Origin of the sequence: Streptomyces sp. NPDC059679, from assembly GCF_042734105.1 — a bacterium.
GTDB lineage: Bacteria > Actinomycetota > Actinomycetes > Streptomycetales > Streptomycetaceae > Streptomyces.
On sequence record NZ_JBHWES010000050.1, the window covers coordinates 1 to 18,980 of the forward strand.

Here is an 18,980-nt window from a genome sequence, read left to right on the forward strand (position 1 = left end):
CCCCGTCATCGCCGAGCTCGCGTTCGAGATGTTCCACCGCTACGCCCACCGCGAGACCCTGCGCCGCCTCGGCCGCGTCGCCCAGACCCTCCCCGTCCTCGGCAAGTGGGCATGGCTCTTCCACCCGAACCGGTCCCGCAAGACCATCGACGCTCACATCAAGGCCGCGCTCACCGAGCACGAGGCTGTCGCCGAGCGCCGCGAGGAAGTCTCCGGTCTCCGCGCCCGCCTGACAGTCAGTCTCCCCATCGCCACCCCCGAGGTCTCCCCCGCCGGTTTCGACCCGGCATCGGTCTCCCTGGAACGACTGGAGACCAGCGCCCTGGAGACCAACAGCAGCGAGACCACTCGACTGGAGACCGCCGAGACCACGGTCTCCGAGACCCGCGAGACCGCTGAGACCGAGACCCGCAACCAGGCGCGAGACCGGTCTCCCGAGACCAAGACCAGCACAGAGACCACCAAGACCGAGACCAGTCTCCCGGTCTCCCGCCCCCAGGTCTCCCCCGATACCGGCAAGGTCACCGCTATCGGAGACCGCGAGACCGAGACCAACAAGCTCCTCGACCTCATGAGGTCTCGCGGAGACGCCATGAAGGTCTCCCTCAACGACGCCATCGCCGAGACCGGACGTCCCAAGGCGACCGCTGCCAAGCGACTGAAGACCGCGCGAGACCTGTACCTCAAGGAGACCTCCGAGACCCAGGTCTCTCGGTCTCCCAAGACCGGCGAGACCGAGACCGCCTGAGACCGAGACCAGGAGACCAGAGACCATGACCCGCTGCATCAACGAGACCTGCACCGAGAACGCGACCGTTCACACCCCGGTCTCGCTCTGCACGCCCTGCGCCATCGAGACCGCGCTCGGAGTCCTCCCCCTCGCCCTGGCAAACGCGCTCACCGACGCACGCGAGACCACCACCGCACCGGCGGACGTCGAGACCGTGGAACCGACCGAGCGGGAGCGAGCCGCCATCACGGCGCTGCGCATCACCAACGCCCCGATCACCCGCCGCACGGTCGGCCAGGCCATCCGGTCCATTGGCGGAACCTGCTCCACTGACCGCGCCAACGCCCTATCCGCCTGGGCCCGATCAGGATCTGACCTGGCCCTTTTCGACCAGGAGACCTGATGAGCGCAGAGACGATTACCCCGGGCGGGTTTGACCTTTCGCCGACGCCCTCAGCCGCTACGCCGAGTGACATCAACGGCGGCGGGGCGGGGCGGGGCGGAAGCCAGAACGGCTCAGGAAGCCCCCTCGTGGTCGTTCAGCAGCCCCGCGGCGCCGCCCCGCCCCGCCCCGCCCCGCGCCAAAACCGGAACAACACAGACAACTCGTTGCGAAACGGATACGCCGCGATCTCACACAGCGTGAGCGGCGAAACGGCCGCGATCGGGGCCGGATTCCTGATCGCGGGCCCTGTCGGCGCCATCGTCGGCGGCATAGCCGCGCCAGCTGTTCTCGCCGCCACGATGTGGCGCAGCAGGCGCCGTGAGCACGACGAGAACACGAACCGGAACAGCACGGGCGCGGGGAATTCGGGCCGCGATCCATTCGGGAACGAGCGCGGAAATGGCGGCCGGAACAACGGCGGCGGGGGCAGGAACAACACCCCCGGCGGCCGTCACCGCTCGCCGAACGGCTCGGGCGGCGGTCGACACAAGACGCCGAAGGGCCCCGGAAACGGCAACGGGAACGGCGCCAGCGGCGGCACGAACCGGAAGCCGAAGGTGAAGGACCCGGTCGCCGACAAGCTTGGGAAGGCCGGCAAGGGCCTGACGGACAAGTTGAGGAACCGGAACAAGACCGACAAGGCGCCGAAGCACGGGAAGCACGACGGCGCCAGCGGCGGCTCGGGCAAGGGCGCCGGCACCGACCCGAAGGGCACGACCGGGAAGGACCCGAAGGACAGCAAGGGCCGCAAGTGGCTCAAGGACCGGGGCCCGCAGCCCGACAGCCCGAAGCCGTGGCGCGACCGGGGCGACAAGCCCGAGAAGCCGAAGAAGGACCGGAAGAAGAAGGGCAGCGACGACGACGCCGCGTCGACGACGGCCCGCGACGGCCTCGACCTGAAAGACCCGAAGGGGCCGAAGGGCGGCGTCGGCGACGACGCCCCGCCGAAGCCCGATTACGACCCGGACGAGTACGTCGACGCCGAACTCGTCGACGACGACCTGCCCCCGAAGCCGGGCGTCGACCCCGACGACGTCATCGACGTCGACGTGATCGACGAGGACCGTATCGCCCTCGTCAAAGCGAAGCGCGAAAAGGAGCGCCGCCGCCAGGCGATCGCCGCTGGCAAGCAGGCAGAGAAGGACGCCGCCCGGGACGGCACCATGGGCGACCCCCTGAAGGTGAAGCTCGAGCGGATCCGCGAAGAGAACCAGCGAATCGATCTCGAACTGCACCGCGAAGACCAACTGATCGCCCTCGCGGCGGGGACCGAAAAGCGAAGGAGCAACCCCGTGTCCTACCCCGTAGCCACGACACAGCCGACGGGTACCAGCACGGCCGGCGTCGCGGTCGCCCGCCAGATCGACGTGCGCGGATCGTCCGCCTACCGCATCCTCGTCGCCATGGCCGAACAGCTCGCAAACGGCCTGCACAACGACGATGACGCCGACATGGCGGATCACGTCGTCGAGCTCGTCGGCATCCCCGCCATGTGCCGAAGCCTGGCGACCGCCGTCCGCGAGGCTGCCGCCGCACTTCAGAAAACGGCGCCGCTTCACCCCTCGGTCGTCAAGCACATGAACAACGCGGCGGTTGCGGCCCTGACCGCCGCACGGATGGCAGACACGATCATCGCCGTTTTCGTGCAGGCACACCGCGAGGACATCTACCGCGTGATGCAACCCCGCGTTGGCGAGGAACGGTGGAACATCCGCAACGCCGCGGGCACCCTCGACGGCGCGAAGCTGCGGGCCGCGATCCTGTCGGCCGGACAGCAGCGCCTCGCCCTTCCCGCGGGAAGCTCACCGACCGGCGCGACGACCAGCGGCTCGGGCAAGCTCGTACCGGCCTCGCACGGCAGCACGAAGAAGCTGATCAGCCTGATGAAGGGCTTCGACCGGGGCCACATGGTCGTGTGCCTGTCCGAGGTCGCCGGCTCGGCCCGCGGCGTTGAGGTCGTCGCTGACTCGGTGATGCGCCTGTACCGGCGGATGGCGAAGTCGTGGCCGACCGAGGATGTCGTCGACGACACCGTCCGGGCCACCGCCTCGAAGGTCAAGACCGTCGCGGCCGAGCTGCAGAAGGCGATCAAGGCGGCGCAGCGTGCCCATGAGCGCGATCTGCGCCTGAACGCGAAGCCGCGCAAGGGAGCGCAGGCCGAGAAGGCATGGGACGTCGTCAAGGGCCGTCGAGGCTAAGGACCGGAAGGAGATCAAGGCCGTGACCACAGCACAGATTCCTGCAGGGCTCGAGACGCCGTCGGACAAGCCGAAGCGTTGGGACTTCAGCCGCGACGCCGTCACCCCCGGGCGCCTCACGGCGTGGGGCGCCGAACTCGCCTGCGCAAGCGCGCTCGTCGCACCGCTCGCCGACATTCCGTGGGAGGCCGGCGCCGCCGCGGGCGTCGTCTGCACGGGCGCGGCCATCGTGTACGAGAAGGCCAAGGGGTCATGGCGACGCGTGATGGTGGCGCGCGCATCATCGTGGCTCGCAACCACCGGATGGCTTTCGTACGCTCTCGCCACCCGCCCGACGCTGCTGACGATGGCGATCGGCGTATCGACGTGGGCCGCCGGCGCCGCGGTGAACATCGGTATGGACAAGTGGGGAGAGACGACGCGCGAGGCCGAGAAGGAACTCGACCGCCGCCTCGCGCAGGGCGAAGAGATCGCGAAGGCCCAAGAGGGTTGGGCGAAGCTCTTGTACGACATCTGCGGGATCGAAGGCGCCGTCGCCGATCCGATCGTCGACCGGTGGCCGTCCGGCGCCGGATACACCGTCAAGGTTGCTCTCCCATCCCACATGAACATCGACGCCCTGAAGGGGTACGAGGCCGAACTCGCCGGTGCCCTGCACCTGCCCAAGGGAGGCGGCGTCGCCTTTTCCGACGGAGGCGCCGACATCCCCCGCAACGTCGTGTTCATCGCCGTCACACAGAAGAACCTGATGGCGGGCGCGATCCCCTACCCGAGCCTGTCCCCGTCCACAGTGAACAAGCCGATCCCGTTCGGTCGGATCGGCAACGGCTCCGAAGCCTCCCTGAACCTCAAGGACGAAGGCGCCCTCGCCGTCGGCGCCCAGGGCTCCGGCAAGACCGCACTGATGAAGACCATCGGCCTCGGCTACATCCGCTGCGACGACGGCATCCTGTGGGACATGGACACCTCCGCGAAGATGTCCGCCCCCTTCATCAACCCCTACCTGCGGCACGGCATCGGCGTACCCCTCGTCGACTGGCCCGCGACCACCGCCGACGAGTGCGAACTGATGGTGCTCGCCGCCCGCTCGATCATCTCCGCGCGCAAGACGTACTACGCCGACCTCCTCGAGGACGAGAACGTCGACAACCTGCCCGCCCGCCCCGACCTCCCCGCGATCCTCATCCGCGTCGACGAGACGAAGTCCATGTCGGACGCGGCAGCCGAAGGACTCGACTGGATCATCGAAGAGGGCCGGTCGGTGAACGTCCGCGTCATGAACACCGGCCTGCGCGCCACCCGCGACTTCGTCACCGCGTCGATGGACGAGCTGATGCCCGGCAGGATCGGCCTGCGCACCAACAACGCCAGCGAACTCCAGATGCTGTTCCCCGACCACGGCGCCCCCGACATGGCCGTCTTCACCGACCCCGGAACCGTCGTCTACATGTCCACCACCAAGGGCCCCTTCCAGCCCACCCCGGCGAAGGCGTACGCCACGATGCCCGACCCGTTCCCCGAGGGATCACCCGAGTGGCAGCGCATGGTCGACCTGTTCATGGACGCAGCCCGGCAACTCTCCCCGCTGCGCCCGATGCTCGACGAGGTATCCGCGAATGCGGCCGGCCTCGCCTACGGACAGCGGTGGGCCCGCGTCATCCCGAACCTGCGCGCGGGCCCCTCAGGGCAGATGACCGCCGACCGGGTCCACGAGTCGGTGTGGGAGCTGTACCAAACGTGGCCGACGCCGGTCCCCGCGCACTCGCTGCTGCACCCCGAGCTCGACGAAGACGGAAGCGAGGTGTCCTACAGCGGCGACGCCGCGACGATCCCGCGTCTGTCCGAGGCCCTGCTCGACGAGGACGCGCTCGAGCGGGCCGCAGCGCAGGACGCGGCGATCGAGCTCGCGAAGACCAACGTCGCGCCGAAGTCGAACGACGAGCTCGCGGTCGAGCTGTTCGCGTCGCTCGGCCGGCCGGTCAAGCCGAGCGAGGTGTTCCCGCTGATGGTGAAGGCGGGTTACGAAAAGTCGAACCGCACCTTCCGTGACCTGTGCGCGAAACTCGCCCTTCAGGACAAGCTGGTCAAGGGCGATGATGGAACCTACGCGGCAATCGAGAGCGGTGAGGTTCCCCATGCAGCCGGACGAGTTCCCGGACATGAAGATGACCCCGATGGAAGAGGCGATGTTGCACATCAGTGAGCTGATCTCCGGCCTGATGAAGGCCGGACTCAGCGAGAACTCGGCCGTGCGCTTCGCCGCCATCTACTTCAACGAACAGTCGGGCAACGTCAACGACCCGGACACCGACTGATTCCACCACGCGACCAGAAAGCCCCCGGGTCGTACCCGGGGGCTTTCTATATCCACCCCACCGCCCGCCGCGCCCAGGAAGAGCCCTCCATGAACGTCAACCTGTCCAACCCTCAGCAGCCCACCTCCCCACAGGCCGGGCAGTCCGACGTCAACACCGCCGCGACCAACTTCCTGAACGACCTCGAAAGCGCCTTCACTCAAGGCCAGACCGAGCAGTGGAAGAACGTCCCCACCTCGTACCGCGACCCGTCCCCAATCCCCGCCATCGGCCCCACCCCGCCCGTACCCCAGCCCGGCCGGCCCCCCATGAGTGAGACCGCCACCAACATCAGCGGCGTGATGGTCGCCAGCAGCGTCCCCATCCTCGCCCTCGGCACAGCTGCCACCGGCATCCTCTGGGTCTCCGGACACGCCGACCCTGCGGTCGTCGGCATGATCTGCGCCGCCCCCGCCGCCCTGGCCCTCCCCATCCTCGCCCTGTCCCGCCTCGTCAAGCGCGCCAAGGAGACGGTGGAGGCCGCCCCGCCGGTGCACCACCACCACTACAGCGGGCCCGTCCACCAGGACCACCGCAGCATCAACACCCAGACCCGCGGCGTCTGGGCCAAGACCCGCAACGAACTGCCCCGCTGACCAGCCCACCCACCATCCCGACCACAGGGGGAACCATGTCTCGCACCGCCCGACGTCGCGCCACACGCTTACACCTCAGCCTGACTGGCTGGACCCTCACTCTCTTCGCCATCTACGTCTGCGCCCGCACCTGGCCCATCCAGACTGCCAGCACCGCCATCGCGCTCGCCCTGGCCGGGACCGTCACGGTGCGCCGCAGCTCCCGGGCCCGTCGCATCCGCGGTCGCGGACGCTTCCCCATCGCGCTGCCAGCCCGCCTCGTCCGCCGGATCCCGCGTACCCGCGCGCCCCGGGCCACCGACCTCGCCGACTACCTCGCCCTCGACCCCGCCGACTTCGAGCACGCCATCGCCCGGCTCGCCCTCCGCGACCCCCACGTCCGCAGCGCCACACCCCAGGGCGGCTCCGACGACCGCGGCCTCGACGTCCTCGTCCGTCTCCACGGTGGCCGCCGCATCCTCATCCAGTGCAAGCGGTACGGGCCCCGCAACCGCGTCACCTCCGAGGACGTGCAGAAGACGAACGGCACCTACCGCGACATCCACGGCTGCGACCTCGCCGTCATCGTCACCACCAGCGGCTATACCCGGTCCGCCTTCCAGACCAACACCATGCTCGCCCGCCCCCTGCTCCTGGTCGACGGACAGGCTCTGATGGCGTGGACCGCTGGCGGCCCGCCGCCCTGGGCGTGACCGTCCTCCAGCGCCCCAGCCCGAGCGGGGGCGGACCCGGGGCAATGAATCCCCGAACATGCCCCACCATCAAACAGTGCGGCCGCGGGCTTAGTGTCCCCGCGCCGAGCCAGCGGCCGCACACCCCTCAGACGCCCGGCGCACTCCCCTCCGCACCGGGCCCACGGCCCCGCGATCTGCCCCCAGGTCGCGGGGCCGAGTCACGCCATCACCGGTTCACCGCGAGCCACGAGACCGCCTGCTGCAACGGCTGATTCACCGCCGCGTACCCACCCTTCGAGCCCAGCGCCTCCGGCCCGTAGTGGTCCGCCAGCGACTCCGCTCGCCGGATCAGCCGGATCGGCTCCGCATACGCCGCCCGATCCTCCGCCGTCAGCGCGACCCGCAGATCCTTCGCTGCGGCGAGCTTGGCCGTCATCTGGTCCTGGCAGGACGGCGCATCCGTACAGCCAGCCGCCGCGGCCTTCTGGTACGCGGCCAGTGCCTCGTCCACGGTCACCTGTTTCGCCGACGACGCCGGCGCCGACTTCGAGGCGGCTGGCTTCGACGGTTTGTCCTTCCCAGGCCCGCCGTCGTCACCCCCACCACACCCCGCCAGCACCACGACGATCGCCGCGGCGGCCGCCGTCATCATCCCCACCCTGCGCATGCTCCTCATGCCGTGCAGCGTCCCACCACAACCCGGCCAGGGGAACGGATCGGCCGAAATGCCCGATCATGGGCCATAGGCGCGGGGCCTGACCGACAATCACACATGCGGGAGCCCCACCGCCATGACCGCCTCCAAAGCCAAGCAGGCACAAGTCGCCCTCCGCCGTACCCGGCACCTCGAACTCGCCATGGCCGGACTGAGCAACGACGAGATCGCCGCCGAGTTGGGCATGGCATCCCGAGGAGCGGCATCAAAGGAACTGTGCCGGATCCTGGAGAAGGCGCAGCGCAGAGAGGCTTTGGCCGCTGATCAGTACCGGATGCTGCATCGCGCCCGGCTCACCAAGATGCTCGCCGGACTGTGGGACAAGGCGATCGGCGGGCAGGACCTCCAGGCCACAGAAGCCGTACGCAAGATCATCGCGGATCTACGCAAGCTCGACGGCGTAGACGAGCCGGAGAAGACGGAGCTGTCCGGCCCCGGCGGCGGCGCCATCCCCATCCGTGACGCTACGGCAGCCGAGCTGCACCGGCTCATCGGTATCGCCGGAGACGACGAGCCGGATGGAGACGATCACCCAGACGACGCCGACGACGAAGACGAGGCTGAGGAAGACCTGGACGAGGACCAGGATGACGACGGCGACTCCGACGAGGACTGACACAGCCGAGCCCCACGCGGACATCCTCGCCCAGTACCGACGTCTCAACCGGACCCAACGCCGCCGTGTCACCCGAGCCGCATCACCCGAACTCCGCACAGCACTGGCGGCAGTCGAGCGGGACATGGCCCTCAAGCGCTCCCCGGGCGCGATGGCCGCCGTCCTCACCGACGGGCGGGAGAAGCAGGCCCGGCACCTGAACCTGATCGATGACGTCTTCCGGGACATCGCCCGCGGCCACCCCCGCAAGGTCCTCATCACCACTCCTCCACGGCACGGAAAATCGCGCCGGGCCGCGAGGTGGGCACCCCTGTGGTTCCTCGCCCGGCACCCCGAGCGCCGCGTGATGATCGCCTCCTACTCGGCCGACCTCGCCGACGACCACGGCCGGTGGATCCGCGACGCCATCCACGCCTACGGCGACCAGCTCGGCATCGCCCTCCACGCCGGGTCGAAAGCAGCCAACCGGTTCGACCTCGCCGACCCGGTGACGGGCGACCGTCTCGAGGGCGGTCTCGTCACCGCTGGTGTCGGCGGCGGACTCACCGGTAAGGGCGCGCACCTCGCGATCGTGGACGACCCGATCAAGGACGACGCCGAAGCCCAGTCCCCGACCATGCGGAAACGCCTGTGGGAATGGTGGACGTCCGTCCTCAACACCCGCATCGAGCCCGGCGGCTCCATCATCGTCATCCAGACCCGCTGGCACGAGCACGACCTGGCCGGCCGGATCCTCGAGGGAGAAGACGCCGAGGACTGGACCGTCCTTGACCTCCCGGCACTCGCCGACTCCGAAGACGACCCCCTCGGCCGGCCCATTGGCGAACCCCTGTGGCCGCTGCGGTACGGGACGAAGGCTCTCGAGAAGATCCGGCGCGCCGTCGGTGAACGCGTGTGGTGGTCGCTGTACATGCAGAAACCCCGCCCGCTCGAGGGCGGAGTGTGGAAGTGGTCCTGGATCACCGACCACAGGGTCACACCCATGCAGTTCCGCGGCGTCGACCTCGTACGGACCGCCGTCTGCCTCGATCCCGCTGGGGGCGGCGACGACACCAACGACGAATCCGGCATCACCGGTGGCGGCCGCACCGCCGACGGGCACTGCTACCTGCTCGCCGACCGGTCCGCGAAGCTGTCCGCCGATGAGCGCGGCCGGGCAACGTGCCTTCTCGCGCTCGAGCTGGACGCGGACGCCATCATCGTGGAGACCAACTATGGCGGGGACATGGCTCGTCAGAACGTTATCCAGGCGTGGCAGCAGCTTCAGCGCGACGGACTCACGAACGGCCGGGTGATGCCCCGCATCATCACGGTCAACGCCAAGCAGGGCAAACGCCTCCGCGCCGAGCCCATCGCTCAGATCTACGAACAGGGCCTCGTCCACCACGTGGGGGAGTTCCCTCGTCTCGAGGGACAGATGGCGACCTGGATGCCCGGCATGGATTCACCAGACCGTATGGACTCAGCCGTACATCTGCTCACTGAACTGGCCAACCCGGCTGCGGCGGTCACGGGAAGCACGCCGTACGCCGATCATCGGCTGTCCGGGCGCCGGTGAACCCGGACAAAGCGCCAGATTTATAGACCTATTGGTGCGCGATTACAAGCGGAGCGCTAGTAAATGTGGCAGCAAAAGTGGGCTGCAATATGTGATCTCCAATGTGGAATCACCACACGTGATCTAAATGTTGGCCTACAGTGGAACCGCAATAGTGGTTGCGCACACAAAACGGTGCGTTAACAACCAGCTGGAGCCGCCTCGTGCAGGAGGCGGCCCCAGACCGGATGGCAAGGGCGGGACTAGTGGTCACCTCCGCGCCAGATGATCAGTGCCACTGCCAGGCGCAAAACGTTGATCATCAAGCGCAACAGACCGAAGTCCCGACCTTGCCGTTTTCTGTGCTTCGCCATCTACCTCACCCCCCTCCATGACCGGCAAAGAGGTCGGCGATTGACGACAGGCTCCGAGCGTGCGAGCCATGGGATCACTCTATGCGGTGCGGTGGGCAACTCAGAGCAGTAGCTGGGAAATTCGTACCCTTGAGGGGGTCCCGGCACCGAGATAGCCCATTTGGGTGGTCCCTCAGATCAGGCATTCACGCGAATTGCGGGCAAACGACTTCTGGTCTCCCGCGGGTCACAGCCAGGGGAACCTTCCTCGACGCCACCCGTACTCTGTGATCAGGCGCGGGGCCTGACTCGGAGGGACACCGGTGGGCCTGCGCAGCGTCGTCATCCACGCCTGGTCGTGGCTGAATTACAAGCCGATCTACAGCAACGACCTCGGCATGCCCAACCGGCGCGCGTTCCCCGAAGCCCAGGCCATGTGGGTGCCAGCCGAGGACGAGAAGCGCCTCGCCGCCTACAAGCTCCTCGCCGCCTACGACCAGAACCAGGCCGCCGAGCTGGCCGAGGTCGGCGGCGACATCCACGCCCGGGACCGGCGCGAGTTCGGCGACCCGTCGATGTTCGTCGACACCCTCATGGCGCACGTCCTGGGCCGCGAGCAGCACATCACCGTGCCCGGCGCCGAGGACGACACCACCGACGGCCAGCCCACCCCCGAGGCAGCCGCCGCCGCCCGCGTGCAGGAACTCCTGGAGAAGTGGGCGGAGGCCGAGCAGCTGCCGATGCGGACGCAGCAGTGCGAACGCAAGGCCGTCTCCCTCGGCGACGGCGTGTACCGGCTGGCATGGGACCCCGGAAAGAAGCGGCCCACCCTGCGCGTCTCCGACCCGGGCTTCTACTTCCCGGTCATCGGCGAGGACGACGATGGCGGGGAGTACCCGACCCGCGTCCACTTCGCCTGGGAACTGCCCGAGGACCCGAAGCGCGGCCTGAAGGCGCGGCTGCGCAGGATCACCTACGAGCTGGATTGGATACGCCCCGCCACCGCCTCCGGTGTCGACGAGTCCGGCCGAGCCGTACGAGCACCCCTCCCGGCTCCCGAGCCGATCGATTCTCCGGACGGCATCGAGCTGCCCCCACCGCCGCTCACCCCCGGCGACACCCTCAACCCCGATACCGGGGCGATCTCTCGCCAGTACCTCTGGAATGACGAGCCATCATTCGTCACCTGCTACCTCACCGACGCAACCTGGGAACTCGGCGACATCAAAGGCCCGGTCGACGTCGACTCCCTGCCCCTGAGCGTGGCGACTTTCGCGACCCGCTCCGACGGCGAAGTCCTGGACCGTCTCGATCTGCTCATCGACTTCATCCCGGTCATCCACGTCCCCAACACCGTGCCGCCGGCCGAGGAGCACTGGGGGCAGTCGTCCCTCGCCAAGGTGCTCCAGGTCTTCGACGAACTGGCCGGCGCCGACACCGATTCCAGCCGTGCCTCGGCGACCACCGGCGCGCCCATCATCGGCATCTCCGGAGTCCAGACCGGCCGCGACGGCTCCCAACTCGACGTCGCCCCCGGCACAGCCTGGAACCTCGGCGAGAACGGACGCCTCACCAGCATCGACACGGCCCCCCAGTTGGCCGGGCTCCGTGAGCACGTCCACGACCTCAAGGACCGTGCCGCGAACGTGGCCCGGCTCCCCGCCGTGGCGCTCGGCACGCTCGACCCTTCCAAGGTGCCGTCCGGCTACGCGCTTCAGTTGTCCCTTGGCCCGTTGGACTCACTCGTCGGCGGAATGCGGCTCGCCCGCGACCACAAGTACGGGTTGCTCCTGCGGTTCGTGCAGCGCCTCTACCTGGCCGGGCAACACCCCGACTGGGCCGGGGTCACCGTCCAGCCCGCGCACATCACCTGGGGTCCCTACGCCCCGACCGACAAGCAGTCGATCCTCGAGCAGGTCACCGCTGGCGTCGACAAGGTCTTCAGCCGCGAGACCGCGGTCCGAATGCTCGCCGAGGCGGGGTTCCCGATCGATGATGTGGCTGAGGAGATCAAGCGGATCGAGTCCCGGCAGTTCGAGCAGGCGAAGGCGCTCGCGGACGCCACCGGCGACACTGCGGCGGTCGGTGACTTCCTCGGCATCAAGATCGAGCCCGACCCCGTGCCGCCCACACCCCAACTGCCCCCGGTGCCCGGCCAGCAGAGCGGCCAACCCGGCGACGGCACCGATCCGACCAGCGGAAACACCCCGCCAGGGCAGAGCGGGGGCAACACCGGATGACAATCGTGCGATCGTTGATCTCAGGCGCGGGGCCGACGACTACTCCTGTGGGAGGACCAGCCCTCATGCGCCGCCCCGCGCTGCACCACCCGCACACCAGCCAGGCCATACCGGGCTGGTCGCACCCCTACGCCCCGAGCCCCTTCAGCCCCGTCTTCTACAACGACGGCGGCGACCCGCCGGCCGGGGGAACACCCGCCCCCACCCCTGCCGATGTCGCCGCCCGCGCCCAGCAGCACGGTGACCAAGGCGATGGAGGCGGCCAGCCGCGCATCAAGCCGGCCGACCAGCGTGCAGACGCCGACGACCGGCCCCTGATGGACTTCCAGACTGGGAAGCCCATGACACAGGGCCGCTTCTCCATGGTCATGACCCGCGAGCACGACAAGGGCCGCCGCGAAGCCCTCCGCGCGGTCGCCGAAGCCGCCGGGCTCGACCCCGACCAGATCGACCTGTCCAAGGTCGGCAGCATGCTGAAGGACGCCCGCGAGACCGCCCGGCAGCGCATGACCGAGCTGGAGCGTCGCGAAGCCGACGCAGCGGAAGCGCGCGCGCAAGCCGAGCAGGTACTCGCCGCAGCCGAGGCCAAGGCCACCGAGGCCGCCCGGATCCGCCAGGAAGCCGACCAGCGCATCCTCCTCATCGGCATGGGCGTCGCCCCCACCAACCTTGCCGACGTCGGCGCCCTCCTGCGCAACGACCTCACCGCCGCCGGGATCACCGACCCCACACCCGAGCAGCTTCAGCAGACCGCCGAGGCACTGAAGGAACGCCGACCCGCCGACTTCGGCGCGTTGGCCGCGGCCGCAGGGCCTCCTCCCGCGCCGGGCGGTGCCCCCGCCGGCGGGCAGCAGCCCCGCACCCCCGCCCCGGCCAAGGACGCCGTTCGACAGGAAGCCCGCCGACGCGCCATCGACATGGGCCTACGCGCCGCAGACGACGCCGCCTAACCCGCGGCCGACAGACCAGGGACCACGCCCTCACCCCCACGTGGACGGCACCCCTAGTGGTGCCCTCACCACAACCTCGCACCTCGCGAAAGGGGCTACGGCGTGGACATCCAGCCGTACACCACCACGGAAACCCTTGCCGTTGGCCGGCCGTGGCTGATGAGCATGCTCGGCATCGAGGCCAACGTCTCCGTCACCCTCGACCTCACCCAGTTCAGCGAAACCCTGCACTGGACCGAGGCATCCGCCTACCAGCCCGAGCGGAAGCTGAAGTCCGGCATCCCCCTCGGCAAGAACAGCACGACGGGCCTGTACGAGCCGTACGCCGCAGTCACCAACGAGGTCCAGACCGTCACCATCACCGGCGGCCCGACCGGCGGCACGTTCACGCTGACCTTCTCCGGTCAGACCACTGCGGCGATCGCCTACAACGCCACCGCCGCCGCCGTGCAGACCGCCCTGGAAGGGCTGTCGAACGTCAACCCCGGCGACATGACCGTCACCGGGAACGCGGGCGGACCCTACACGGTCACCTTCGGCGGCCAGTACCTCGGCGACAACGTGGCTCAGATGACCGCCACCGGCTCCTTCACCGGCGGCACCAGCCCCGCCGTCGCCGTAGCCACCACCACCGCCGGCGGCACCGCCACCGCCTCGGACGGCACCCAGACCTTCCGCGGGTTCCTCTTCACCGAGGTGTCCTTCTTCCCCGGCTCCACGAAGGTCGCCGCGCCGCTCATGGTCCACGGCCAGATCGACACCTCGAAGCTGCCCGTGGCCTTCGACCCGGCCGACGCCCCGGCCGGCTCCAACACCCAGTTCGTCTACAAGGTCTGATCAGGAGAACCAGACATGCCGAACGACATGCTGGAGCTCCTGCTCCGCGACATCAGCCCGACCGAGATCCAGGCGTTCGTCCGTGAAATCCAGACCCCGGCCGACTACGCGCTGACTCTGTCGGTCATGCCCGAGCGCACCATCGACTCCGTGAAGTGGGAGACCCGCGGCACCCGCCGACGCGTCGCCGCCGCCTCCTACCGCGCGTGGGACGCCCAGACCAAGGTCGCCACGCGTGAGATCACGCAGTTCGCGACCTCCGGGAAGCTCCTGCCGCTGGGGCAGAAGTACATCGTCGGCGAGTTCGAGACGATCCTGGAAAACCTCGACCGCGGCATGGACAGCCGCGAACTCGTCCAGGCCGTCTACGACGATGTCGCCGCACATGTCCTGTCCATCAAGAAGCGTCTCGAACTGGCCGTCGGCGACCTTCTGGTCGACGGCAAGTTCTCCCTGGTCGGTGAGAACGGTCTCACCCTGGAGGCCGACTACAAGGTGCCGGCCGCGAACATGCCGACCGCCCCTACACCGTGGACCGACCCCACCGCGGACATCCTCGGCGACGAGATGCGCTGGATGGAGGTCCTGCGCTCCTCCGGTGCTCCGGAACCGTCCCGCGCCCTCACCTCCTACAAGGGGTGGGCACAGATGATGGCCAACGACTCCTACCGCGCCGCCTACTACGGCAGCGTGAACTCGGCGTCGACGATCCCCACCGCGGTCCTGGCTCCCAACGAGGTCAACGTCGTCCGCGCCCGCTACGGCCTCCCCCCGATCGAGCGCTACGACGTCAAGATCGAGAAGGATGACGGCACGGACGTCCGCGCGCTGCCGGAGAACATGTTCTTCCTGCTGCCGCCCAACCCCAAGCAGTGGGCCGAGACCCAGTACGGGCTCACCGCCGACGGCCTGATCCTCTCCCGCGGCGGCAACCCGGCCATCGTGCGAGAAGACGCCCCCGGCATCGTCGTCACCCGCGGCTACCAGGACGACCCGCCGCAAGTGTGGACGAAGGGCTCCGCCGCCGCCCTGCCCGTCATGTACGTGCCGGACATCCACATCGCCGCGACGGTGTGGTGAGCCATGGCCCAGCTGAAGAGCACCGTGTACGTCCAGGACCCGGAGACCCGCCAGACCGTCGAGCTGGCCGCGGGGACGAATCCCCCGGCCCGGCTGGCAGCCCTGGTGACGAACCCGGCCGCGTGGGTGGACGGGAAGCTGCCGGCCGCTGCGAAGAAGGCCCAGGCGGGCGACGGAGAGCAGGGAAACGGCCAGGGCGGCGACTCTGGCGGCGCCTCGGCTTCCGGCGCTGATGACGCCGAGGCCACCAAGCCGGCCGTCAAGAAGGCGGCCGCTCGACCGGCCCGGGGCCGGAAGTCAGCTGACGAGGGCACCAGCTGACGCGCGCGGTGCGGGCCCGTACGGGCTGGGGCGCCAACGAGCCCGCACCGTACCCCACCCCCTTCCCGACCCTGACCCTGGAGGTGACCAGGTGGACGACGCCACCCGCGCATGGCTAATCAGCCAGCTCGGCACCGACACTGACCTCGCCGACCTCGACCAGCGCTACGCCCGGCTCGGCTCAGCGCGTGCTGTCGCCCTCGAGATCCTGCGCGAGCGCAAGGCCGCCCTGGTCATGGGCCAGCCCGCGTCCGTCGGCGTCAGCTCCGTCGTCTCCGTCTCCTACGCCGAGAACATCAAGGCCCTCGAGCGGCAGATCGCCCTCCTCGAGACCGGGCAGCCCCCGGCGCCCGACGACCCGGTCGACGGCGACAGCAGCGTCGGATTCGCGGTCATCCAGCTCCGCGAACGGCCCCGCCGATGACCACGCCCGTCCGCGACGCTCGTACTCAAGACGACCGGCAGGAGCTCACCGCGCTCATCGCGGCCGCCGTCGCGCAGCTGACCCGCACGTGGGCCATCCTCCACACCAGCCAGACCAGCCTTCTCCAGCGGCTCGAGCAGATCGAGGGCGGGCGCGCGGTCGGACGGACGCGCCGCATCCGCGAAGCCCTGACCGACTTCAACGCCGCGGTGGCCGAGTACGACCGCCGGGCCCGCGCCCTCGCCGAACGATGGGCCGCCCAGGACCTGCCCATCGCCTACCGGGACGGCGCCGTCAGGGCCCTCCGCGCGGCCGAGCGGGACGTGCATCTCTTCACCTGGACCACGGAGCACCAGGCGGCCATCACCGGCCTGACCGCCCCGTTCTGGGCCGACCTGATCCGCCGCATCACCGAGGCCGTACGCCGCGCCCAGGCATTCGCCCGCGCCGCCCAGGACGCCGTACGGGCCACCTCCGCCGTCGATGCGGCCGCGCTCCTCGAGGAGCATCCGCTCGATACCGTCATCTACGCCAACCAAGCCCGGCACCCCGTCCGCTCCTGGGCCTCCTCCGCGCTGTCCTGGCAGGGCGTCGTCACCGCCAACCGCGGCGCCATCAACATCGCCCGCCTCGAGCTCGCCGCCGAATGGATGGAAGTCCGGGACGGGCCCGAGTGCGGATTCGTCAGCCATGAGGACACCGATCACGCTGATGGCACCATCCGCTCCATCGAAGACTGCGCCACGTTCCCCAGTGCTCACCATGGGTGCATACGCGAGCTCATCCCCCGCCCCGACCTCACCGGACGGACCGGCCTCGAATCAGGAGACCCCGCATGACCAGCGAACAGTCCGGCCACCCGAGTCTGGTACCCAGTCCGGTTGAGAAGAGGATCATTACCATCTTCGAGACGGGCAAGAACATCACTGACGAGCAACAACAGCGAATCCGCCACTGGTTGCAAGCGAACGAGATCGAGCCCGCGCGCGTCGCACTGGACACGATCACGGTGGAGTACAACGTGAGGCCCCGCAGCACGTCGCCGGGCATCATCTGCTTCACCGAGTACTACCTAGACTCCGACGGACACAAGATCTTCGACATAAAGGCGCATGAGGCCGCGAAGTTCCTGCGTCACGTGGAGCAGAAGGTGGAGATCGACCCTGATCCGCACCTGTCTGCAGCGATAGCGGAGCATGAAGCACGCGTGCAGCAGGTGAGCGGCGGTGGCTGAGCCCCTGAAGCCGTCCGCGCACAACATCGTCATCGACGCGCAGCCCGGCCACGCCAACATCAGCATCGACGACGCAGAGGTCGGCAACTACGTGGTCGGCTACACCCTTGAGCACGACGTGCCCAACGCGCTGCCGCTCCTGATCCTGCATGTCCGGCACCCGGCCGGGGCCATCTTCGACGGGCTGGCCCGTGTCGCCGTCGCCGCCCCGCAGGAGCCTGGCGAGGCCATCGCTCAGTTCCTGGCTGGCATCGAGCCCAGCGCGCTGGAGAACGCCGCGCTGAACCGCGACGACCTCGAGAACGTGAAGTACGACCTCACCCGGGCCATGCTCGCCCAGCTGGCCGACTGGGCAATGGGGAGGCCCTGATGCCCGGTCTCGACAACGTCCTCGCCGCCGTCGGCCGCTGGCTCGACACGAACCTCCTGGTCGACACCGTCCGTATCAGCCGGCCGGGCGGTGGTGATCCCGTCTACAACCCCGACACCGGCCAGAACGAATACCCGCCGGGAGAGACGGTGTACGAGGGCCCTGGGGCGGTTCAGGGCGGCACCGCGCAGTCGGAGATGTCCGCCGTGCCGGATGCTGGGCAGATGTGGGTCCAGGAGACCCGCTCCCGCTACCGGCTTTTCACCCCCCTCACTGCGCCGATGGCAGCGAAGGACGACATCATCACCGTCGTTGGCGTGCACAACCCTGGCAACACGGCGCTGATCGGCCGGACGTGGATCGCGCAGGACCCCGCCCGTGCCGCAACTCTCGAGGCCGTCCGTATCACCCCCCTCGACCAGAACCAGGCCCCGCGGGAGACGCCGTGACACCCGAACAGCTCGCAGACCGTCTCGAGGCCGCCGCACACCGGATCGGCCCGGCGATCCACCGGCACATGCAGCACGTCGGCGAGCTCGGCCGCGCACAGATCCGCGGCCACGCCTCCGGTCGGCCCGGCCCGAACGTCATCACCGGCGACTACCGGAACTCGTGGCAAGTGGTGAACCGCAGGTTGCCGTACGGGGCGCAGTGCACGATCGGCACCGACCGGCCACAGGGCCGGCGCCTCGAGTTCGGCTTCGTCGGCACTGATTCCCTCGGCCGCTCCTACAACCAGCCACCCTTCCCGCACGTCCAGCCATCCCTGCCGACCATCACTGCGGCGCTGCGCATGGCGATGCGCTCGGCGGTCGAGGAGGTGCTGAGGTGATCGAGAAACGGCTCGTCACCAACGCGCTCGTCGCGCTCCTCGGCACGGCGACGGCGTTGCCAGTCGGCAAGGGCTCCATCCCGCGTACCACGACGGGATTCAAGGCGCCGCCGTACTACGTCGTCCAGGTCGTCGATGTGGCCGCGGCGGGCGCACCGTACGCGGACCAGAACGAGGACATGGAGATCGTCTACCAGGTCACCTCCGTGTCCGGGCCGACGCCGGGCCAGTCCGCGAGTTACGGCACCCTCGAGCAAGCGGAGGGCCTGGCCGACAAAGCCCGCCAGGCGCTCATCGGCCGCGACCCGGCGACCAGCCAGTGGCTGCACAACCTCGACATCCCCAGCACCTCCTGCACTTGCCGTGAGCTCGAGACCGAACCCGGGGCAACGAACGACCCAGCAGATGGGATCATCAGCTACGTGCAGCGGTTCAGGCTCGGCCTGACCACCGCCTGACCCCGGTCAGGCGCTT

The 18,980-nt window shown here is 69.1% G+C and carries 22 protein-coding genes; 21 read left to right on the top strand and 1 reads right to left on the bottom strand.

Annotated features, from left to right (window positions below; all coding sequences use genetic code 11):
* From ACFV2X_RS37845 to ACFV2X_RS37875, 7 genes are all read left to right on the top strand, one after another.
* Positions 1 to 748 (top strand): hypothetical protein (locus ACFV2X_RS37845; protein WP_385625655.1); only part of this gene is annotated, 748 nt, incomplete at its 5' end.
* Between the two features lie 25 nt (positions 749 to 773).
* Positions 774 to 1,133 carry a hypothetical protein gene (locus tag ACFV2X_RS37850; protein WP_385625656.1) on the top strand — a complete coding sequence of 120 codons (360 nt, stop codon included), beginning with the start codon at positions 774 to 776 and terminating at the stop codon, positions 1,131 to 1,133.
* A gap of 599 nt (positions 1,134 to 1,732) precedes the next feature.
* Positions 1,733 to 3,373 (top strand): hypothetical protein, encoded by a 1,641-nt coding sequence (locus ACFV2X_RS37855; RefSeq protein ID WP_385625657.1) that lies wholly within the window; start codon positions 1,733 to 1,735, stop codon positions 3,371 to 3,373.
* Between the two features lie 22 nt (positions 3,374 to 3,395).
* A complete protein-coding gene (locus tag ACFV2X_RS37860) occupies positions 3,396 to 5,576 on the top strand; it encodes a hypothetical protein (RefSeq protein ID WP_385625658.1) in 2,181 nt (726 codons plus the stop codon).
* Positions 5,560 to 5,688: a hypothetical protein gene (locus tag ACFV2X_RS37865; RefSeq protein ID WP_267882255.1), complete on the top strand. Its 129-nt coding sequence runs from the start codon at positions 5,560 to 5,562 to the stop codon at positions 5,686 to 5,688. The genes ACFV2X_RS37860 and ACFV2X_RS37865 overlap by 17 nt, the downstream gene beginning before the upstream one ends.
* Positions 5,689 to 5,777: 89 nt before the next feature.
* On the top strand, positions 5,778 to 6,323 hold the full coding sequence (locus tag ACFV2X_RS37870; RefSeq protein ID WP_385625659.1) for a hypothetical protein: 546 nt from the start codon (positions 5,778 to 5,780) through the stop codon (positions 6,321 to 6,323).
* Positions 6,324 to 6,358: 35 nt separating this feature from the next.
* Positions 6,359 to 7,015, top strand: a complete 657-nt coding sequence (locus ACFV2X_RS37875) for a restriction endonuclease (RefSeq protein ID WP_385625661.1) — start codon at positions 6,359 to 6,361, stop codon at positions 7,013 to 7,015.
* Positions 7,016 to 7,223: 208 nt separating this feature from the next.
* Here ACFV2X_RS37875 and ACFV2X_RS37880 read toward each other — a convergent pair whose 3' ends face one another.
* On the bottom strand, positions 7,224 to 7,673 hold the full coding sequence (locus tag ACFV2X_RS37880; protein ID WP_385625663.1) for a hypothetical protein: 450 nt from the start codon (positions 7,671 to 7,673) through the stop codon (positions 7,224 to 7,226).
* Positions 7,674 to 7,788: 115 nt separating this feature from the next.
* Between ACFV2X_RS37880 and ACFV2X_RS37885 the strand changes: the two genes are divergently transcribed.
* From ACFV2X_RS37885 to ACFV2X_RS37950, 14 genes are all read left to right on the top strand, one after another.
* Positions 7,789 to 8,328: a hypothetical protein gene (locus ACFV2X_RS37885; RefSeq protein ID WP_385625664.1), complete on the top strand. Its 540-nt coding sequence runs from the start codon at positions 7,789 to 7,791 to the stop codon at positions 8,326 to 8,328.
* Positions 8,300 to 9,886 carry a terminase large subunit domain-containing protein gene (locus tag ACFV2X_RS37890; protein WP_385625665.1) on the top strand — a complete coding sequence of 529 codons (1,587 nt, stop codon included), beginning with the start codon at positions 8,300 to 8,302 and terminating at the stop codon, positions 9,884 to 9,886. Before ACFV2X_RS37885 ends, ACFV2X_RS37890 begins: the two co-directional genes overlap by 29 nt.
* Positions 9,887 to 10,541: 655 nt before the next feature.
* Positions 10,542 to 12,458 (top strand): hypothetical protein, encoded by a 1,917-nt coding sequence (locus ACFV2X_RS37895; protein WP_385625667.1) that lies wholly within the window; start codon positions 10,542 to 10,544, stop codon positions 12,456 to 12,458.
* A 65-nt stretch (positions 12,459 to 12,523) separates the two neighbouring features.
* Positions 12,524 to 13,408, top strand: coding sequence for a hypothetical protein (locus tag ACFV2X_RS37900; RefSeq protein WP_385625668.1), 885 nt, complete (start codon positions 12,524 to 12,526; stop codon positions 13,406 to 13,408).
* Between the two features lie 102 nt (positions 13,409 to 13,510).
* The gene (locus ACFV2X_RS37905; RefSeq protein ID WP_385625670.1) at positions 13,511 to 14,245 is read left to right on the top strand and encodes a hypothetical protein; all 735 of its coding nucleotides are present in this window, start codon (positions 13,511 to 13,513) and stop codon (positions 14,243 to 14,245) included.
* Between the two features lie 15 nt (positions 14,246 to 14,260).
* A complete protein-coding gene (locus ACFV2X_RS37910) occupies positions 14,261 to 15,325 on the top strand; it encodes a major capsid protein (protein ID WP_385625672.1) in 1,065 nt (354 codons plus the stop codon).
* Between the two features lie 3 nt (positions 15,326 to 15,328).
* Positions 15,329 to 15,646, top strand: coding sequence for a hypothetical protein (locus ACFV2X_RS37915; protein ID WP_385625674.1), 318 nt, complete (start codon positions 15,329 to 15,331; stop codon positions 15,644 to 15,646).
* A 91-nt stretch (positions 15,647 to 15,737) separates the two neighbouring features.
* A complete protein-coding gene (locus ACFV2X_RS37920; RefSeq protein WP_385625675.1) occupies positions 15,738 to 16,070 on the top strand; it encodes a hypothetical protein in 333 nt (110 codons plus the stop codon).
* Positions 16,067 to 16,909 carry a hypothetical protein gene (locus ACFV2X_RS37925; RefSeq protein ID WP_385625677.1) on the top strand — a complete coding sequence of 281 codons (843 nt, stop codon included), beginning with the start codon at positions 16,067 to 16,069 and terminating at the stop codon, positions 16,907 to 16,909. Before ACFV2X_RS37920 ends, ACFV2X_RS37925 begins: the two co-directional genes overlap by 4 nt.
* Complete coding sequence (locus ACFV2X_RS37930; protein WP_385625679.1) at positions 16,906 to 17,304, top strand: hypothetical protein; 399 nt, start codon at positions 16,906 to 16,908, stop codon at positions 17,302 to 17,304. Before ACFV2X_RS37925 ends, ACFV2X_RS37930 begins: the two co-directional genes overlap by 4 nt.
* Positions 17,297 to 17,674, top strand: coding sequence for a hypothetical protein (locus ACFV2X_RS37935; RefSeq protein ID WP_385625680.1), 378 nt, complete (start codon positions 17,297 to 17,299; stop codon positions 17,672 to 17,674). Before ACFV2X_RS37930 ends, ACFV2X_RS37935 begins: the two co-directional genes overlap by 8 nt.
* Positions 17,674 to 18,123, top strand: a complete 450-nt coding sequence (locus ACFV2X_RS37940) for a DUF6093 family protein (RefSeq protein WP_385625681.1) — start codon at positions 17,674 to 17,676, stop codon at positions 18,121 to 18,123. Before ACFV2X_RS37935 ends, ACFV2X_RS37940 begins: the two co-directional genes overlap by 1 nt.
* Complete coding sequence (locus ACFV2X_RS37945; RefSeq protein WP_385625682.1) at positions 18,120 to 18,506, top strand: hypothetical protein; 387 nt, start codon at positions 18,120 to 18,122, stop codon at positions 18,504 to 18,506. The genes ACFV2X_RS37940 and ACFV2X_RS37945 overlap by 4 nt, the downstream gene beginning before the upstream one ends.
* On the top strand, positions 18,503 to 18,964 hold the full coding sequence (locus ACFV2X_RS37950; RefSeq protein WP_385625684.1) for a hypothetical protein: 462 nt from the start codon (positions 18,503 to 18,505) through the stop codon (positions 18,962 to 18,964). The genes ACFV2X_RS37945 and ACFV2X_RS37950 overlap by 4 nt, the downstream gene beginning before the upstream one ends.
* Positions 18,965 to 18,980 lie beyond the last annotated feature (16 nt).